The 16,380-nt window shown below is 38.8% G+C and carries 16 protein-coding genes, 9 tRNA genes and 1 rRNA gene; 1 reads left to right on the plus strand and 25 read right to left on the minus strand.

Annotated elements, in window-relative coordinates:
* Window position 1 precedes the first annotated feature (1 nt).
* The 5 genes from ACFO3P_RS06525 to ACFO3P_RS06545 all read right to left on the minus strand — a co-directional run bounded on the left by ACFO3P_RS06525 (window position 2) and on the right by ACFO3P_RS06545 (window position 4,218).
* Entirely contained in the window at window positions 2-2,467 is a 2,466-nt protein-coding gene (locus ACFO3P_RS06525) for an ABC transporter permease (RefSeq protein ID WP_042531121.1), read from the minus strand.
* Complete coding sequence (locus ACFO3P_RS06530; RefSeq protein ID WP_042531119.1) at window positions 2,436-3,155, minus strand: ABC transporter ATP-binding protein; 720 nt, start codon at window positions 3,153-3,155, stop codon at window positions 2,436-2,438. The genes ACFO3P_RS06525 and ACFO3P_RS06530 overlap by 32 nt, the downstream gene beginning before the upstream one ends.
* A 209-nt stretch (window positions 3,156-3,364) precedes the next feature.
* Window positions 3,365-3,571, minus strand: a complete 207-nt coding sequence (locus ACFO3P_RS06535; RefSeq protein WP_193062422.1) for a hypothetical protein — start codon at window positions 3,569-3,571, stop codon at window positions 3,365-3,367.
* 206 nt (window positions 3,572-3,777) lie between these two features.
* Window positions 3,778-4,068 carry a hypothetical protein gene (locus ACFO3P_RS06540; RefSeq protein WP_042531115.1) on the minus strand — a complete coding sequence of 97 codons (291 nt, stop codon included), beginning with the start codon at window positions 4,066-4,068 and terminating at the stop codon, window positions 3,778-3,780.
* Window positions 4,069-4,083: 15 nt separating this feature from the next.
* Window positions 4,084-4,218 carry a hypothetical protein gene (locus ACFO3P_RS06545; RefSeq protein ID WP_244882347.1) on the minus strand — a complete coding sequence of 45 codons (135 nt, stop codon included), beginning with the start codon at window positions 4,216-4,218 and terminating at the stop codon, window positions 4,084-4,086.
* Between ACFO3P_RS06545 and ACFO3P_RS06550 the strand changes: the two genes are divergently transcribed.
* Complete coding sequence (locus ACFO3P_RS06550; protein ID WP_281422735.1) at window positions 4,170-4,304, plus strand: hypothetical protein; 135 nt, start codon at window positions 4,170-4,172, stop codon at window positions 4,302-4,304. The two genes, ACFO3P_RS06545 and ACFO3P_RS06550, sit on opposite strands and share 49 nt — an antisense overlap.
* 334 nt (window positions 4,305-4,638) lie before the next feature.
* Here the strand turns inward: ACFO3P_RS06550 and ACFO3P_RS06555 are convergent, their stop codons facing one another.
* From ACFO3P_RS06555 to rrf, 20 genes are all read right to left on the minus strand, one after another.
* A complete protein-coding gene (locus tag ACFO3P_RS06555; protein WP_042531113.1) occupies window positions 4,639-5,049 on the minus strand; it encodes a DUF3021 domain-containing protein in 411 nt (136 codons plus the stop codon).
* 1 nt (window position 5,050) lies between these two features.
* The gene (locus ACFO3P_RS06560; protein WP_042531111.1) at window positions 5,051-5,500 is read right to left on the minus strand and encodes a LytTR family DNA-binding domain-containing protein; all 450 of its coding nucleotides are present in this window, start codon (window positions 5,498-5,500) and stop codon (window positions 5,051-5,053) included.
* A 33-nt stretch (window positions 5,501-5,533) separates the two neighbouring features.
* The gene (locus ACFO3P_RS06565) at window positions 5,534-6,283 is read right to left on the minus strand and encodes an ABC transporter permease (RefSeq protein WP_244882346.1); all 750 of its coding nucleotides are present in this window, start codon (window positions 6,281-6,283) and stop codon (window positions 5,534-5,536) included.
* A 20-nt stretch (window positions 6,284-6,303) separates the two neighbouring features.
* The gene (locus ACFO3P_RS06570; protein WP_289585450.1) at window positions 6,304-7,203 is read right to left on the minus strand and encodes an ABC transporter ATP-binding protein; all 900 of its coding nucleotides are present in this window, start codon (window positions 7,201-7,203) and stop codon (window positions 6,304-6,306) included.
* 495 nt (window positions 7,204-7,698) lie between these two features.
* The gene (locus ACFO3P_RS06575) at window positions 7,699-9,237 is read right to left on the minus strand and encodes an MFS transporter (RefSeq protein WP_289585449.1); all 1,539 of its coding nucleotides are present in this window, start codon (window positions 9,235-9,237) and stop codon (window positions 7,699-7,701) included.
* 62 nt (window positions 9,238-9,299) lie between these two features.
* A complete protein-coding gene (locus ACFO3P_RS06580) occupies window positions 9,300-10,166 on the minus strand; it encodes an arylamine N-acetyltransferase (RefSeq protein WP_193062414.1) in 867 nt (288 codons plus the stop codon).
* A 146-nt stretch (window positions 10,167-10,312) separates the two neighbouring features.
* On the minus strand, window positions 10,313-10,948 hold the full coding sequence (locus ACFO3P_RS06585) for a response regulator (protein ID WP_193062412.1): 636 nt from the start codon (window positions 10,946-10,948) through the stop codon (window positions 10,313-10,315).
* A 6-nt stretch (window positions 10,949-10,954) separates the two neighbouring features.
* Complete coding sequence (locus ACFO3P_RS06590; RefSeq protein WP_379542308.1) at window positions 10,955-12,634, minus strand: GAF domain-containing protein; 1,680 nt, start codon at window positions 12,632-12,634, stop codon at window positions 10,955-10,957.
* A gap of 275 nt (window positions 12,635-12,909) precedes the next feature.
* Window positions 12,910-13,743 carry a CPBP family intramembrane glutamic endopeptidase gene (locus ACFO3P_RS06595; protein ID WP_289585447.1) on the minus strand — a complete coding sequence of 278 codons (834 nt, stop codon included), beginning with the start codon at window positions 13,741-13,743 and terminating at the stop codon, window positions 12,910-12,912.
* A gap of 175 nt (window positions 13,744-13,918) precedes the next feature.
* Window positions 13,919-14,521 (minus strand): class I SAM-dependent methyltransferase, encoded by a 603-nt coding sequence (locus tag ACFO3P_RS06600; RefSeq protein ID WP_042531100.1) that lies wholly within the window; start codon window positions 14,519-14,521, stop codon window positions 13,919-13,921.
* A gap of 650 nt (window positions 14,522-15,171) precedes the next feature.
* Window positions 15,172-15,245 (minus strand) — tRNA-Ile (locus ACFO3P_RS06605).
* Between the two features lie 10 nt (window positions 15,246-15,255).
* Window positions 15,256-15,329: transfer RNA gene (locus ACFO3P_RS06610), tRNA-Gly, on the minus strand.
* Between the two features lie 10 nt (window positions 15,330-15,339).
* A tRNA-Tyr gene (locus tag ACFO3P_RS06615) sits at window positions 15,340-15,425 on the minus strand.
* A gap of 19 nt (window positions 15,426-15,444) precedes the next feature.
* A tRNA-Phe gene (locus tag ACFO3P_RS06620) sits at window positions 15,445-15,517 on the minus strand.
* 16 nt (window positions 15,518-15,533) lie between these two features.
* A tRNA-Ser gene (locus tag ACFO3P_RS06625) sits at window positions 15,534-15,626 on the minus strand.
* A gap of 46 nt (window positions 15,627-15,672) precedes the next feature.
* A tRNA-Asp gene (locus ACFO3P_RS06630) sits at window positions 15,673-15,749 on the minus strand.
* A gap of 4 nt (window positions 15,750-15,753) precedes the next feature.
* Window positions 15,754-15,830: transfer RNA gene (locus ACFO3P_RS06635), tRNA-Met, on the minus strand.
* Window positions 15,831-15,851: 21 nt separating this feature from the next.
* Window positions 15,852-15,927: transfer RNA gene (locus tag ACFO3P_RS06640), tRNA-Val, on the minus strand.
* Window positions 15,928-15,930: 3 nt separating this feature from the next.
* Window positions 15,931-16,005: transfer RNA gene (locus ACFO3P_RS06645), tRNA-Glu, on the minus strand.
* A gap of 130 nt (window positions 16,006-16,135) precedes the next feature.
* Window positions 16,136-16,251 (minus strand): 5S ribosomal RNA (rrf, locus tag ACFO3P_RS06650).
* Window positions 16,252-16,380 lie beyond the last annotated feature (129 nt).

A 16,380-nucleotide genomic window follows, 5' to 3' on the forward strand; every position in this document is an offset into this window, starting at 1 on the left:
CTCAACCTTTTTTGAGTGATGATATAATATTGATTTTACTTGCTGTAGCACTAGAAATCCAAGCAGCAAAAAGGCTTAGTGAAATTCCAGCAATCAGTGCCAGTATAATATTTCTCAAAGGTAGTTGAAAAGATATAAATCCTCCCAAAAGTTCGGATTGACTAGTGACATAAAGTAAAACCACACCTGAAAGTATACCTCCAATGACCCCTGATAATCCAATAAGAAATCCTTCTCCAACTATCATCTTTTTAACCTGCTGTTTTGTAAATCCAAGCGCTCGCATCGTTCCTATCTCCGGTGCGCGCTCCAAAGTGTTCATTAATAACGTGTTAGCTGTACCAATACTTGCTAGCCCGATGATTAAAACTAACATGATTAGGATTAACTCGTTCATACCAGATAATGCTGAAGTAGTTGATTTAATTTCATCTTCTACAGTTTCCACTTTTGAGAGATGATTGCTGAAATCCAGCCATAATTGATCACGTAATTGCTCACCATTATATCCGTCAAGTAAAGTTAAAAGCATGTCAAAACTATTCGCCCAACCAAATTCATTGTTTAAATGATTCTCATTCATAAATGCGACATAACCTGAGTAATTCGATGTTTTCACCACGTCAATAACTTCAAGTTGTTGTTTGCCTGATGGTGTATTAATGGAAATATATTCTCCCACATTTCCGCCCCATTCATCAAAAGCTCTTTCACCAAGGAGAATAGAAGGTTCCTTAGTTAGGTCATTATATAAATTCTCTTTTTTAGAACTCTCAAACAAGGCAGGTCCTTCTTTATCTACAGCAAAAACGGAAAACTGTTTCTTCTCTCCATCGATTGTTTCCCATGTAATTGGTGCAGCTTCTGTTAACGGTTCAGCCTTGGCAACAGAATCATAAGATAGCAGTTTTGTTCTGTCCTGATTAGTCCAAGGCGCTTCTGATGTAACTCTGAGGTCACCTCCATACGTATCCCTGATTTCATTTTCATAACCTTCAGGAGCAGATTCTATAACAGCGCTTAGTAATAATATCACCGCTATCCCAACAGCAAGAATGGCAGCAGTATTGGCATTTCGATTTAATTGTTGTGTAAGGTTTTGGGCTGCAAGATTGCCAGGATAACCGAAGAACACCTTCAAAACCGGTTTAAGTATTCGCTTCAGCACCAGTAAAAGTAATGGAAACAACAGAATAACACTTATTAATATAGCTAAATAAGAGGCAGAGTGATCAATAAATATAAAAGAAAGTAAGCCGCCCCCCACAACAACTCTCAGCACAAATTGCCTTGTCGATGAATACGTTTGATTTCCCATTTTTAATGTCATTAAGACCGAAGTTTTCCCAGCATTGTAAATAGGAAATAAAGAAAAGACAACAGGAAACAGAATCCCAATTACTACAGATATGAATGTAGGCATTTTCCAATTTAATGTGTAAACCATATCAAACTCAAACACGCCCAGCAACGTTTGCATAAATATATCCCCAAGCCAAATTCCTATAGGAACTCCAATAGCTGTACCAATTAATGCTAAAAGTATTACTTCAATAAGAATAAGTCTAGAAACAGAACTTTGAAGATAACCAAGACTCTTCATTATCGCAAATTCCTTTTTCCGCTCCATAACGCTTGTATAAATCATATTAAAAACGATGAATCCGCTGATAAAAATCGATAGCCCAGCAATTAAGTAAAAAAATGTATAAAGTCCTCCAATATCATTACTTTGCAGATCATCTGCGACAACTGGCTGTATGTATACATTTGAATTACCAAATTCGTTCTGGAGAGATTGGAAAAGTTCCTCCCCTTCTCCATTTATTTGAAATCTTACATAGGAAAGCTCGTTATCCATACCAGTCCAATCTCTTAACAAATCAAGTGGAGCCATGATTCGGAAGTTATTTGACTCAGCACCTTCCCAATCACTCGGACTTGCAAGCAGTTGCGTATATTCAACAATAGCGGAAACCTTAGCTTCTCCCAAATCGGTAAACCTAATTGTATCTCCTACTTTTTTATTTAACAGATTTGCAACAACGTCTGGTATCACCAACCCTTCATTATCTAAATCCCCGTCGATAACAGGAAGTTTTAGTAAAGAACTATTTTGGTTATTTACACCTGTAATTCGTACGGACCGTTGATTTAAGGTTTGATCTCCCTCAAGTTCAAAGAAAGCTTGCTTGTCAAGCGCAAACATTGTTTCCGTTACATCTGGATTCGCCAAAATGGAGGAAACCGCATCTTCAGAATAAGTATGTTCATCACTTAGAACCCAGTAATCCGCATTTGCCACATACATTTGTTCGTAATAATCGAAAACATCATTTGTTGTTTTGTCGGCAATCAGCATGGATGTGACAAACGATATCCCTAAAATAATCCCCAGCATTGAAATGAAAAATCGTTTTTTATTTTGTGTTATGTTACGCCATGAAATTCGCCACATATTTAGCATAATCATCTTCCTTTCTAGAGATGACTTGATCAATAACTCCATCTTTAAAAAGAATAATTCGATCTGCAAACCCAGCTGCGAAAATATCATGTGTAACCATGATGACTGTTTGATTGCTTTCTCGGTTGAATCTTGATATTAATCCGAGAATTTCCTCTGCTTTATTTCTATCTAAATTTCCTGTTGGCTCGTCAGCTAATAAAACGGAAGGATTGTTGACTAGCGCTCTAGCTATAGCTACTCGTTGTTGTTGACCACCACTAAGTAAATTAACATGTTTCCGGCCAAGCCCTTTCAGTCCTACAGCATCAAGTAATTCTAAAATCATTTGGTTCTTCTCTTTCGTTAAGCTGCCATCTGCATGTAGAGGGAAAGCTATATTTTCCTTTACATTTAATGTAGGTAGCAGTTGGTAATTTTGAAAAATAAAACCTATATACTTTCTACGGAATATGGTTCTTTCTTTTTCCGTCATGTTACTTAAATGATTTTGATTTATTAATATATCTCCTTCAGTTGGTATATCGAGACCACCTAGGAGTTGGAGTAATGTACTTTTCCCAGAACCGCTAGGTCCCATTATAGCCACAAATTCTCCTTCTTCAACGTTCAAATCCACATTTTTCAACACTTCCGTTCTTTCTTGCCCTTGTATAAATTCCTTTTTTAGGTTCCTGACCTTAATCATGTTTTAATTCCTCCTGTCCTCAAAAACATTATATACTAAGTATATAATTTAATAAAGTTAATTCAATTATTTTTCTTTATATATTTGAGTTCACAGTAAAAACACCTATAAACAACACATACTTAGTATATGTTATTTATAGGTGTTTTTACTCTTTAAAACGAAATTTAATTTCCCTTCCAGCATTTACTGTTATGGCAAGGTGTCGCTCAATTGTACTCCAAGCCATTCAACGTGGGCAGGAACCAGCATCTTAATGCAGATAATTTGATGCCCTTATTTCTTTTCATCAAAATACCGCTAAGCGATTTTATTATATACATAACCGCCATTAAATGTATTGCTTTATCATATTGATTGTCGCGGATAAGTTCACGTTTTAGTTCCACCACAACAATGCCAATACCCTCTTCCATTAACTCCTCATCGTCGATATCTTGGTCCAGCAATTCCAGAAAAATTTCATATTGTCCGTCTAATGGAAGCTGTTCAAAGTGGTCAAACCTCTATTCTCTTTGTTCTGTGAAAGAGATCAACGTTATCAAACTCCCTATATCATTTCATCCTATGATTTTTTCTTGTGAGCAAAAATCGAACCATCGTTATGAAGTATCACTTACAACTATATATCTATATTCTGAAACGTATCGATTTCTTTGGAAAGTGCGTTTTTCATCTTCTGGCCACATTTATCATCGCAAACCGTAAACAGGCCGTCTTGTCCATGCTTTTTTGCTTCTGAGTCAGCAGTGGGAACAACCATTGGTACACTTGTCCCCCGTGAGGATAGATAGACCTGAATGATTTCTCCTTCTTTATCCTTGAAATCTACTCCTTCAGCAAACTTCACATTTAGCGCGGTTAATGGCTGGTTTTCTCCTATTTTCTTCATACACCATGCACATCGGAACATTATTGACTCCTCCCTCTATATAAATATTTGCTTTAAATCTAATTCTAAATTAGGCAGTGTCTCAACAGAAATCATATCGCTTTTTGTAAAGATTCCTTTAAATGGATATTGCTCGTCAGTTAGCAAATGGATTTCTACAGATTCATTCACCGGATCAACAATCCAGTATTCTTTCCCTTCAAGAAAACAGAAAAAGCAGCAGACAGCTCCCGCAATACTTGCTGGTGTTTACGTGAAGAGCCAGGCGAGATATTAAAAATAGCTCCATCAATTAATTGAATGTTTTCCTCTTCATCCCAGGTCAGATAATCCGCATACGAATATGTCTCCTTTTTATTTGGAATAGACGTAAAATCATTCTCTTTAACGCGTATTTTACAGTTAGCATAGCATAATCAGAACGATTACTCATCTAACATGGATAAGCTTCTTAAAAATAAATATATTCGTTTCGATAGTATTTCCTATATTTATTTTATCATTTCTTGATACATTATCATCAAAAAAAGACTGAAACATATCTTTCCTGAACAATCCCCAGATTCAGAAAAAGCGTTCCAGCCTTCACATCTATTTATTTTTATGCAAATATTTATTTAACGCTGCTTCCTGTCTTTTAAAGTATAGATACCAGCAGAACCAGTTGACGACATACAGAAGGATAAAAATCAAACTGCCCCATAAAATAACCCAGCCGTTGAGAGGAATCCAACCGACTAAACCAGCAATAATCAGCCAAAAACTATACGTAAGGACAAAATGGATAATCGATTTTTTAATCAGATGGTTCCCGCTTTCTCCAAAGATAAGCGAAGATATGCCGAAATAGACGCCCATTAACATGCTTGCTCCCATATGCATCCATATTTCCGAAACTGTTGACTCCACAGCATTGAGTTTCATAATGGTGAGGACAATAAACGTTAATATCGCTCCGAAAGCGATGCCCAGTGTCGAACGCTTCAACATTTCAAGTATCATATTACTGTCCTCCCTGCATTAGTTTGTTTTTAATGGCACTGACATATTTTCGCGTAATATATTCCTTGTTGCCAGATTGAAAATAAACACATAAATTTCCATTAAAGGATGCTTCAAATTTTTCAATACGATGGATATTCCCGATAACCGACTTGGAAAAGCGCATAAAACCATATGGAACTAAGAACTCCTCCACTTCATACAGCTTCATTCGTACTTCAAAACGCCAATCCTTGGACACCGCATAGATTTTTCGTTTTTCCGCATGAATAAAATCAATCTCCTTTGGCTCCAGCAGGACCGTCTGTTCCTCATCAACCCCAAATAAACGCTGCTGTTTTTTCCTTTTAATCACATTCACGATATCCTCCAGCTCCTGCGTCCATTCCTTAGCCTGGATAGTGATTTGCGTTTCTTCATGGTTATCATCGATATCAATGTTTATTTTCATTCCGACCCCTCCACATTCGTTTCACATCTACGGCTAATTCACAGCTCGTTTCAAAAAATATGGGTACCGGATAATGGCAATACTAAATGCAGCTAATCCAATCGCTAATAAGACACCTAACGTCTGGAATAATTCCGAAGCTTGCGTGGTTCCTGCCATCGCATCCTGAAAAGACTGGTGTGCCCAGTATTGAGGCAGAAAACGGGCAATTGTCTGCATAAAGTCCGGAAGCATTTCAAGGGGCATCCATAATCCGCTCAGCATCGCTCCACCGAGAGCAATAATTTGTGTAATTGCAATTCCCATATTTTCGGTGTTTACTATCAGTGACATAGCGAGCCCGATTGCTGTCACTGTAAATGTGATAAACAAGGACAAAATCAATAAAATAATCGGCTCACCTAACGAAATATCATAAACGACCTTTCCAAATAAAAATAACACAATAATCTGAAATAATACAATAAACATGAACGGAAGCCATTTACCTAGTAAATAGGAATAACTTTTGAGAGGGGTACTTGCCAGTCTTGCTGTTACCCCTTTGTCTCTGTCTTTAATAAATACCTGAACCATTGAAATCATAATAAAAAATACAAACATCACCACATATCCTGGAACAATGGACTGAATAACTTCCTGCCTCATTGCATCATCCACCCCTGAAGTAAAGATAGCAATAAATAATACCGTAAATAGAATAGGCAGTAAGAATATCCAAAACACAAGCCCTTTATCCTGTACATGCTTTTTTAATTCTACTATCATAACAGCATTCATCATGAACACCTCCAGCTTTATTTTTAATCTCTCAAGTTACTTCCAGTCAACCGGAAAAATACATCTTCCAACCGCGGTCGAACAAGCTCCAGCCGCTCTACGTCTATTTTCTTCTCTCTGCAATAGGAAATCAGATTTTCCATCGCTGACAGCGCTTCTTCTGTATAGATTAAAAATGCATCCTTCTCCTGCGAAACGTCACCATACGATTCCAGCTGCTCAGCCGAAATATGATCTGCTTTGATATAAATGGATGGAATCGCATATTGTTGAAGTAATTCACTTACCAGTCCATTCTCTATCAATTCTCCTCTATCGAGAAATGCCACATCGTCACAGAGTCTTTCCACTTCCTCCATGTAATGACTTGCATAGATAACCGTCTTCCCTGCTGTTTTCAGTTCTTCAATCATTTGAAAAATATATTGCCGTGATTGAGGATCGATACCGACTGTCGGCTCATCCATGATGATAAGATCCGGATTATGCATCAGTGCACAGCCAATATTCAGCCTGCGCTTCATTCCCCCTGAAAAAGTGGCTACTTTATCTTTGCTCCTTTCGCTAAGACCGATTAGTGCCAGCACTTCCTTTGTCCGTTGAGCCAGTTTGTTTCCTTTTAATCCATATATTCTTCCAAATAAATATAAGTTGCCGGATGCTGTGATATTCTCTTCCAATACAATATCCTGTGGAACATAGCCTAATTTCTGTTTTGTTTTATCGGAGATTCGTTGTTCATTAAATTCAATTTTTCCTTCGTAATCGCGGATAATAGAAGTAATCATCTTAATTAAAGTGGATTTTCCCGCACCATTGGGACCTACCAGCCCATAGCAGGTGCCCTCAGGGATAGTCATCGACATATTTTTTAATGCCTCTGTTTTCTCATAGCGCTTCGTTACATCTTGAATCGTCAGCATACTCACTATCTCCTTTCATTTATATTATGGCGAAGGAATAAAGGGTTGCCTTGAAGAATGGAATAACATGCGTGGCTCGAGGTATGAAATGCTGAAATAGTTGTTTAAAAAATAATAAGTTTATGTGGCAATTTTTACAATGCGGATTTTCATTCACTCCTCACAACTTTCAAAGAGATAGCTATCACGAAAAATGTTAAACAAATAATAGCTGTGGACACAACAATTGCTGTTGGTAAATTCATTATTTATCACTCCTTTTCCTTTATACTATGGAAATAGAAACCGTAATTGGGGAGATAAGAGATAACATGCAGGGTAACATGTTAAAAATCTTGCTTAACATCTATATAGCTTGAACAAATTATTTTAATAACAGATGTCTCTATTGTATAAATCTTTTTTACAATGAAAAACCCCTTAGACTATCCTGTCTAAAAGGGTTATCATTCCTATTTATCTTTTCTGGAAAACAGAATAACTATAAATAACAGCTTACTTCTCTTTCCCTATAAACCTAAACTTCCATACAATAGTAACCATTAAGACAATCAAACCAATCGCAGTTATTCCATAGACCGTTTGAAGCGCAATGGTAAATGATGACTGTATAGCTTGAAGCATTTCCGGGAATCTTTCTGATACGGCAACAGCTGAACCAACGTTTTCCATGGCTGAATCAGCTATTTCTGCAGGCACTCCAGCAGGAATAGAATTCATCAGCACCCAACGGTAAACTAACATTCCAAGACTCCCAATGAATGCAATACTCACTACCGAGCCAAATCCGCTGCTTACATCGGACATCGCAGAAGCTGAGCCAGCGCGCTCTTGTGGAACACTGGAGATAAGCTGCTCACCGGTAATCGTCATAGCAGGACCTACTCCGAATGCGAGAAGGGAAGCACCAATAATTAACAGAAGTGCTCCTGCATCATGCACAGTTAACATAATAAATAATGCACCAGCTGAAGCAGTTAACAAACCTGCTACCATAGCATATGCCGGACGTATCCATCTTGTAAGCACAGGAGATATTAACGTTCCCGCCATCGACAAGAGTGCAGGGATAATCAACAGAAGACCTGCCTCTGTTGGAGTCAGTCCTACAACTGCTTGCAAATGTTGTGCAAAAAGCATATCTGCCCCAGTCGTTACAAGTAATATAATCATCAAAGCAATCAATGAAAAATTAAATTTGCGAATTCGAAACATGCTCAAATCCAATAGTGGATCTTCCGCTTTTAACTGCCGACGAATAAACAGTACTCCAACTCCAATACCAATCACTACAGATCCAGCGTAAAGCATATTAAAACCAGCGTTAGCCATTTCCTGCAAACCGAAAATCAAAGTTATCAATGCGAATGAGGATAACAAAACACTGATAAAATCGAGACGTTTTGAATCCTTGTTGCGATACTCAGGAAGTAGGGGCGATATAACTAACAATACAATGGCAATCGGAACATTAATGAGAAATACAGCTCCCCATCCAAAGTAATCCAAGAGTAAACCGCCCATTGGAGGCCCTAGCGCCATGCCAGCTGAGAATGCGCTAAGGTTAATAGCAATTGCTACTGAAAATTGTTTTGGATTGAAAAACATATTGCGTAGTAAAGACATCGTGGACGGCATCACAGTTGCAGTCGCTACACCAAGAAGTGCTCTTGTCGCAATCAACATCCAAGGCTCCGTCGAAATTGCAGCAATAAAGGAGGCTGCCCCATAGACAGTTACACCAATCACAAGCAATCGCCTTCTTCCTATATTGTCACCCAAACGCCCCATCGTTAATGCGAATCCCACAGCCAGCAATTCGCCAATATGAATAATCCAAAGCATTTGTGTACCGCTTGGTTCCAAATCAGCAGCAATTGATGGTGTGGCAAGAAAGAGAACGGTCATGTCGGTTGAAAGCATAAAAACTGCTAAAGTTAATGCTCCAAGCCCCATCCATTCTCGCCATGTTGCCCTTTGCGCTTCATCAATATGCGCATTACTGCCATCTTGATTATCGTTTGTGTTACTCATAGCTGCCTGCTCTCCTTTTAATATGACTTAACCATTTCCATACTCAAGGTTATTGTTCACTTCTACAAATCTTCCTTTAACTTTTCAAAAATATCCATTCCAAGTTCCTCAAGCACATCTATGGCATTTTCGACTGGCAATTTAGGAAGTTCAAATTCCTGATTGATAACCTCACGAATAGCTTGACGATCTGCTAATATATGCTTTTCAACCTCTCCATCACTATATTGAATACTTAACACATTATTAACTAAAGATAGAGACCGCTGTTGATCCAATTGCCAAATTTGGCAACGTAAATCAGACGTAAATATTCCATTAGGCTGAAAATATTCTTTGATTGCCTGCTGAAAATCATCAAATTGGTAGATTTTCTTTGTATCAAAATCCCAGACCATATTCTCAGATAATTCTCTATCAACATATCGGTAATACCTATACGTACCTGGTTCATTTCCCGGACGAAGTTTTATCTCAACATTTCCAAATCGGGAGACATTCATCGGGTCTGTTTGCAAATGAACCGGTTCAAAAAAAGGAGCACCATTACCAGCATCCACATACACTTCTTCCTCTTCACCTGGGATCTGAACGAGCAAAGCAACATGCCTTCCGCCTAAAAAAGCATAACGGCTTTGGAAGCCAATCTGTTTTAATAGCTGATGAAGACTACTGTTGATTACATAACACGTCCCGCCCATATGATACTGAAATAGCTGTCTAACAAACCGATTTTCATCTTGAACAAGCTTCCCTTTTTTTTGATATTCCTCCAATTGCAGTAACGTGCTAATATTTTCAAAAGGAATTTGATTTAAATGAGCGCTGGATATTTCAGTTAAATATTCCAGCGAAGGCTCTTTAACAGAGACCTGAATATAGTGCAAATACTCCCTTGCCCACCCAGGCAATTGTTTTTGATTCATCATTCTCTTCACTCTCCTTTATTTCTTGTTTTTATCTACTTTCACTATACTAACCCTTAAAATAAAGCACATCCTACAGCTGTCTAAAAATTCCATAGAAAAAAGGCCTCACCATAAATAAGACCTTTTCTACGACGACCGTCGTATACTTATACTTCAAACCATTTATGTTTTAAAGCATGAATCGCCGCTTGTGTTCGATCTTGAACCTCCATTTTACCTAGAATACTTGTAATATGTGTTTTCACCGTTTTCTCTGTGATATAGAGTGCTGCAGCAATCTCCTTGTTACTTTCTCCATATGTGATATGTTTCAAAACCATCCGTTCTCTGGGTGTTAATTCATAGTAGCTGGATTGATTCTCATCTTCTTTGGCGACATGCACCATTAAATGGCTAGTTATTTGCGAATGAAGCGAAGTTCCTCCCTCCATAACAGCGATGAGGGTTTCTTCCAAAAAGGTTGGATCAACATCTTTTAACTGATAACCGCTGGCACCCGCACGAATTGCCGGTATGACATGGTCCTTATCAGAGGAGCTAGTGAGTATAACCACCTTCACTTCCGGATAGTCTGCTTTTATTTGTCTGGTCGCTTCGATTCCATCCATATTTGGCATGATCACATCCATCAACACAATATCCGGCTGCAGTTTTTTCACTTGCTGCAATGCTTCTTTTCCATCCTGGGCTTCACCTACAATATCGATATCAGGCCTTGTTTGCAGAAAAAAGCGCAGACCTTTTAAAACGACAAGATGATCATCGACAAGTAATACTTTCAAAGAATATCACCTTCCTTTTCGATGGATTGGAACACGAACAATAATCGTCGTACCCTTTCCTTTTTCACTATTTATATGGAAAGAACCTTCAAGTTCTTCGACTCTTTCTTTCATACTTGTAATACCAAGGGATTGCTGTTTCTCAACAGCACCTCCACTGCCTTGATCTCTCACTTTCATCGTAAAGCCACCAGCATCTGATTGCATGACCATCGCAGCTTTAGATGTCCCAGCATGTTTTTGTATATTATTCAATGCTTCCTGTCCAATTCGCCACAATGCTTCTTTACACGATTGATTTATCTCTAAATCATCCGGAGCCTCCATAGATAAATCTACCCCAATTTTTTGTGCATATTCGTGGAATGAAGTAATCAGTCCCTGTTCAAGATGATCGGGGCGAAGCTGCCAAATCAAACTCCGCATGTCTATTAAAGCTTCTTTTGAAAGCTGCTGAACTTCCAGAACAGCTTCCAAAATGGTACGTTCCTTCTTATCAATTAATCTTTGCAGCCCACCTGATATTAACGAGAGAGCAAACAATTTTTGATTGACGGAGTCGTGTAGATCCCGGGCAAGTCGATTTCTTTCCTTATCAACAAGCAATGCTTCCGATTCTTCATGTAGACGGATACGCTCAATACCCATAGAAAGATGATCAGCGAGTCCTTCCAGCATTCCGATTTCCAAATGATCACATGCTGTGGTGTTTCGGCTAAGCAATAACACACCGAATGTTTCCCCAGGTCTATCACGCATAAACAAAGGAAAAGCAATGGAATAAAGAGATTGATAGTCTTTTAGAGAGAAAAAATGCAACGGCTGTTTATTGTTCTGTGTAACACGCTGTTGAGCATAAGCTTTTCGAATGAAATCTGGTTGGGAAAGGTTTATTTCTTGTTCCGTATCAAAAACTTCTTTAGGCCCATGTTCATCTGAACGGAATTGGACAGCCAGCCGCTCTTGCTCCATTGTAATAATAGCGGCATGTGTCCAATGAGGTAAATGATGATGCAACGCTTGCATGATTCTCTGAAACAATTCATTTCGGTTAAGAACATTTCCAATTTCATGTTTAATTTTTTCGGCATTGGCATAAGCATTGATAAGATAACGTGCAGTAGCATTTACTTCTTCTTTGGTTTGCTCCACGTGCAAACGCGTCCGTTCTACTGCTGCACCTATTTGATAAGCAATGGTTTCCAAAAGGATAAGGTCCTCCTCTTGAAAACGAAGACGCCCAGGTGAAGCTAAATTAAGCAAGCCGATTTTCTTCCCGCGAATCGTAAGAGGGATACTCGCATGATGGGTAAGTCCCCGTGTTTCACCCATCTTATCCGTAACAGCTTGTTTAAGACGAAAACATTTCACATGGTTGACAGCCTGTTTCATACGTCCTTCCCAATAAAGCTGCAAACACGTACAATCGGTGCATCCTTCCTGACAATGCATCAGTTCTTCTCTGTTATCAGCCATCGCAGGCGGAAGTTGATAATCAGCAGCAAGACGGTAAAAAGTAGCATCCTCCGTTAAAAAAATCCATCCGGTTTCCAATTCCATTAATTCAAGCAAGCGTTCTAATGATAATTGCAGCATTTCATGGAGGTCCATGCTCTTATTCAGAGTCTCCGAAATTTCCCGCTGGATTTGCAGTGCTTTTTGATAATTTGATAGATGACTCGACATCTATGCTTCCTCCTTTTGCCCGCTTATACAGTCGTTTCTTCTTTACAGGAAGCAACATTATTCTTCGTTAAAGCTTAATTCAAAACTGTATAGCCTAAAACAATTAGCAAGCGCTTTCTTCCTTGAATTCATTATCCTTTAAACTGATTTTTACTTTCTTCATCTTAAAGTTAGCGTATCAAATACTTTGTTTCCTCACAAGATATCTATTTCAAAATGGATTATATCCATCTCCCTTTCATATCATATTATCTATTTTAGAAGATGCCAAATACTTATATACTTTTCTTGTATAAAATATGCTTTGGATTAATAACAACAAACAGTAACGCCACAACAAAATAAAACAGCATAACATATACCAATATATCTAATAAATCTCCTCTAATGATTACAAGGGAAAAATTAAATATCTGATGGGCAACAATCGGTATGAGCAGATTGTTGTTTAAATTATAAAACAACGTCACAATAATGGAAAAAGAAATAATCCCAATCATAAACAGGACGATATACTTGATTAAGTCTATCCCAGTATACCCTGAGGCAAACCATAATGGCATGTGCCAAAAACCCCATAAAACACCTATGATGAATGCTGCTGATAAAGGAGAATGTTTCTTTTGAAGTTCATTTAAGGCATACCCCCTCCACCCCAACTCTTCACCTAAAGGCCCCCGGACGAATTGATCGAAAAATACGAGAGATAAGATTCCCATACTGGTATACGATATTGCTGCACCTTCCGTTGAAGTTGTTGAAGTTGATAATAGAAATATGGTTATGCCGATGATGATAATTTGGAGGATGAACACGCTGCTGAGAACAGAAAATTTAACCTTTGGCGCAAATTGTTGTTTAACAAAATCCTTCAGCCTTAATCCGGGATAAATCTTTTTAAATAAAATAATAAATGCAAAGGTGGATGACCATGCAGCTATGATTTGTAAAAGGTTTGTTATGCTCTCTGGCGCACCAAACATCATGCTGATACCGATAATCAGAAAAAGTACAATAAAAATGATGTAAGATAATACAACAAAACATCCAAATGCGCTTTTTGTTGTTTGGATGATTAAATTCCCCCTTAGTGCTATTTTTAGCCTCATGAAAGCTGCTAATTATATATTATTAAATCATCTAGCTTTTTGACGCACAAGCGACCCAGGTCTGATTTCTGTATTTGGTTCCATTTCATGTGTGTTTTTAATATATAGGCAAAATCTCGGAAAAACGTTTGAATTCACTGATGTGGGAAAAATCTAATTTTTGCAAAACCATTCATTAACATGGTTTAGCCCATATCAAATACAAAGAGCCTGCCAAATAACGCTCCTCCCTGACAAGCTTCATATCAGCATTTTTTACAATAGCAGAAATATTTCTGTTTTGATGGCACCCTACAATCTTTACTGCCAATGGATCTGCCATTTTTTGCATTCCTGCCAGGAGTTTATTATCGCTAATCCCATGTTCCAGCATCAGTATCTTCCCTTCCGGCTTGCACCACTTTTGAAACTTATTCAGGACATCCACTGGTCTTTGATAGGCACAAAAACTAGTAGAAGATACGATGGTATCAAAGCTATTCGCATCAAAATCCACTCTTTCCACATCATTTTGGATAAGCGTCGTTTGAAAAGGATAATCTTTCGCCGCATGCGCTGCTTTTTTCAACATTTCGGGGCTAAAATCCACCCCTGTCAGTTCTATATCTCTACGATAAAAAGGAAAATTAAGACCCGAGCCAATAGCAACTTCCAAAACGTTTCCTTCTGCTTCTTGAAAAATTCGTCGGCGAAAACGAGACATTGGATCATTCTTACGCCGTTTATCATATTTTTCTGCCTGCTTATTAAATTTTTTAATTAATGTTTTTTGATCCATACCATCCCTCGATTTCCTATTTATTTAGTGATATTTTAGCTATTCTACATGAAATACTACTTTTATGTTTTAATATTTTGTCTTTTCCGTCTAAAAAAATTCTGTTTATTTTGAGTGCTTCATCTGGTAAGTCTATATAAATGGCAACGTACCGATATGCATACAGGTTCGATTTTCTCCATCCATTCTATTATAGTCCCCCTGGCTCACATATTGCATTATTTAGAAGCATTTACATTGTGTTGTATTTCACCAACAATACGCCACATCCTTTTCTCTTTCAATTTAGCACCAATTGCTTCTGCTCTTATATTATCGGGAAAGCCATTTGATTTCTATATAAAAATGAAAAAAACGTTAGCGAATTTCCATCCCTGTCCCCTTTCAAAAAAGATAGGAATTTTTTTCACCAACGTCACATATTGACTGGAATAAGGCCTCCACACCATTTAACGACTTTACAGAGACGTCTTTCAGCCATTCGAATACTTTCCTCCCCATAAAAAAAAGACCTCACAGAGAGAGTCTATACCTTTGACCAGCAGCTTAGAAGGCTGTTACTCTATCCTTCTGCGTTAAGGGGACAATGATAATTCTTATATTAACATACGAATGTATGAAATTTGCACTGTGAATATATGTATAAGTAATGGGCCTGAGTGGACTCGAACCACCGACCTCACGCTTATCAGGCGTGCGCTCTAACCAGCTGAGCTACAGGCCCATTTTAGTAATGGAGCGGGTGAAGGGAATCGAACCCTCATCATCAGCTTGGAAGGCTGAGGTTTTACCACTAAACTACACCCGCATATTTAAGATGGTGGAGGGAGTAGGACTCGAACCTACGAACCCGATGGGAGCGGATTTACAGTCCGCCGCGTTTGGCCAACTTCGCTATCCCTCCACTATGAATTTAAAAAAGGTGGCTCGGGACGGAATCGAACCGCCGACACAAGGATTTTCAGTCCTCTGCTCTACCGACTGAGCTACCAAGCCAATTAACAATTATGTATGGAGGAGGTAGAGGGATTCGAACCCCCGCGCGGTTTGACCCGCCTGTCGGTTTTCAAGACCGATCCCTTCAGCCAGACTTGGGTATACCTCCACTTTATTATAAAATCTGCAAATTAAATCTGAATCATCAATGAATATGGCGGTCCGGACGGGACTCGAACCCGCGACCTCCTGCGTGACAGGCAGGCATTCTAACCAACTGAACTACCGGACCATTTTGGTTGCGGGGGTAGGATTTGAACCTACGACCTTTGGGTTATGAGCCCAACGAGCTGCCAGACTGCTCCACCCCGCGATATGAATTTATGAACTTACATGGTGGAGGATGCAGGGCTCGAACCTGCGACCCCCTGCTTGTAAGGCAGGTGCTCTCCCAGCTGAGCTAATCCTCCATTTGGTGACCCGTACGGGATTCGAACCCGTGTTACCGCCGTGAAAGGGCGGTGTCTTAACCGCTTGACCAACGGGCCAGTTAATTTTTTCCAACTAATAGACAAATAAATAATTTCACAGGCAGATATTAAAAGTTAAATTTCAAATCTACGACTAATCGGCGATTAACCGATATTCTACCATGAAGGTACTGTGAAATAAGTTATTGCCTGGCAACGTCCTACTCTCGCAGGGGGAAGCCCCCAACTACCATCGGCGCTGAAGAACTTAACTTCTGTGTTCGGCATGGGAACAGGTGTGACCTCTTCGCTCTCGCCACCAGACTTGTTCATTTATCTTGTACAGGGATTTGCACCCTGAAAACTAAATAAGAGTAACGTGACATGAAAAAACTTAGATAAGTCCTCAATCGATTAGTATCCGTCAGCTGCACGTGTCGCCACGCTTCCACC

The sequence above is a fragment of the Oceanobacillus aidingensis genome, from assembly GCF_042654105.1.
In the GTDB taxonomy this organism is placed as follows: domain Bacteria; phylum Bacillota; class Bacilli; order Bacillales; family Amphibacillaceae; genus Oceanobacillus; species Oceanobacillus oncorhynchi.

Coding starts and splice junctions, on each gene's coding strand:
- ACFO3P_RS06525 (WP_042531121.1), bottom strand. CDS start 2,467: ATGCTAAATATGTGGCGAATTTCATGGCGTAACATAACACAAAATAAA.
- ACFO3P_RS06530 (WP_042531119.1), bottom strand. CDS start 3,155: ATGATTAAGGTCAGGAACCTAAAAAAGGAATTTATACAAGGGCAAGAA.
- ACFO3P_RS06535 (WP_193062422.1), bottom strand. CDS start 3,571: ATGGAAGAGGGTATTGGCATTGTTGTGGTGGAACTAAAACGTGAACTT.
- ACFO3P_RS06540 (WP_042531115.1), bottom strand. CDS start 4,068: ATGTTCCGATGTGCATGGTGTATGAAGAAAATAGGAGAAAACCAGCCA.
- ACFO3P_RS06550 (WP_281422735.1), top strand. CDS start 4,170: ATGGATATTGCTCGTCAGTTAGCAAATGGATTTCTACAGATTCATTCA.
- ACFO3P_RS06555 (WP_042531113.1), bottom strand. CDS start 5,049: ATGATACTTGAAATGTTGAAGCGTTCGACACTGGGCATCGCTTTCGGA.
- ACFO3P_RS06560 (WP_042531111.1), bottom strand. CDS start 5,500: ATGAAAATAAACATTGATATCGATGATAACCATGAAGAAACGCAAATC.
- ACFO3P_RS06565 (WP_244882346.1), bottom strand. CDS start 6,283: ATGATGAATGCTGTTATGATAGTAGAATTAAAAAAGCATGTACAGGAT.
- ACFO3P_RS06570 (WP_289585450.1), bottom strand. CDS start 7,203: ATGCTGACGATTCAAGATGTAACGAAGCGCTATGAGAAAACAGAGGCA.
- ACFO3P_RS06575 (WP_289585449.1), bottom strand. CDS start 9,237: ATGAGTAACACAAACGATAATCAAGATGGCAGTAATGCGCATATTGAT.
- ACFO3P_RS06580 (WP_193062414.1), bottom strand. CDS start 10,166: ATGATGAATCAAAAACAATTGCCTGGGTGGGCAAGGGAGTATTTGCAC.
- ACFO3P_RS06590 (WP_379542308.1), bottom strand. CDS start 12,634: ATGTCGAGTCATCTATCAAATTATCAAAAAGCACTGCAAATCCAGCGG.
- ACFO3P_RS06595 (WP_289585447.1), bottom strand. CDS start 13,743: ATGAGGCTAAAAATAGCACTAAGGGGGAATTTAATCATCCAAACAACA.
- ACFO3P_RS06600 (WP_042531100.1), bottom strand. CDS start 14,521: ATGGATCAAAAAACATTAATTAAAAAATTTAATAAGCAGGCAGAAAAA.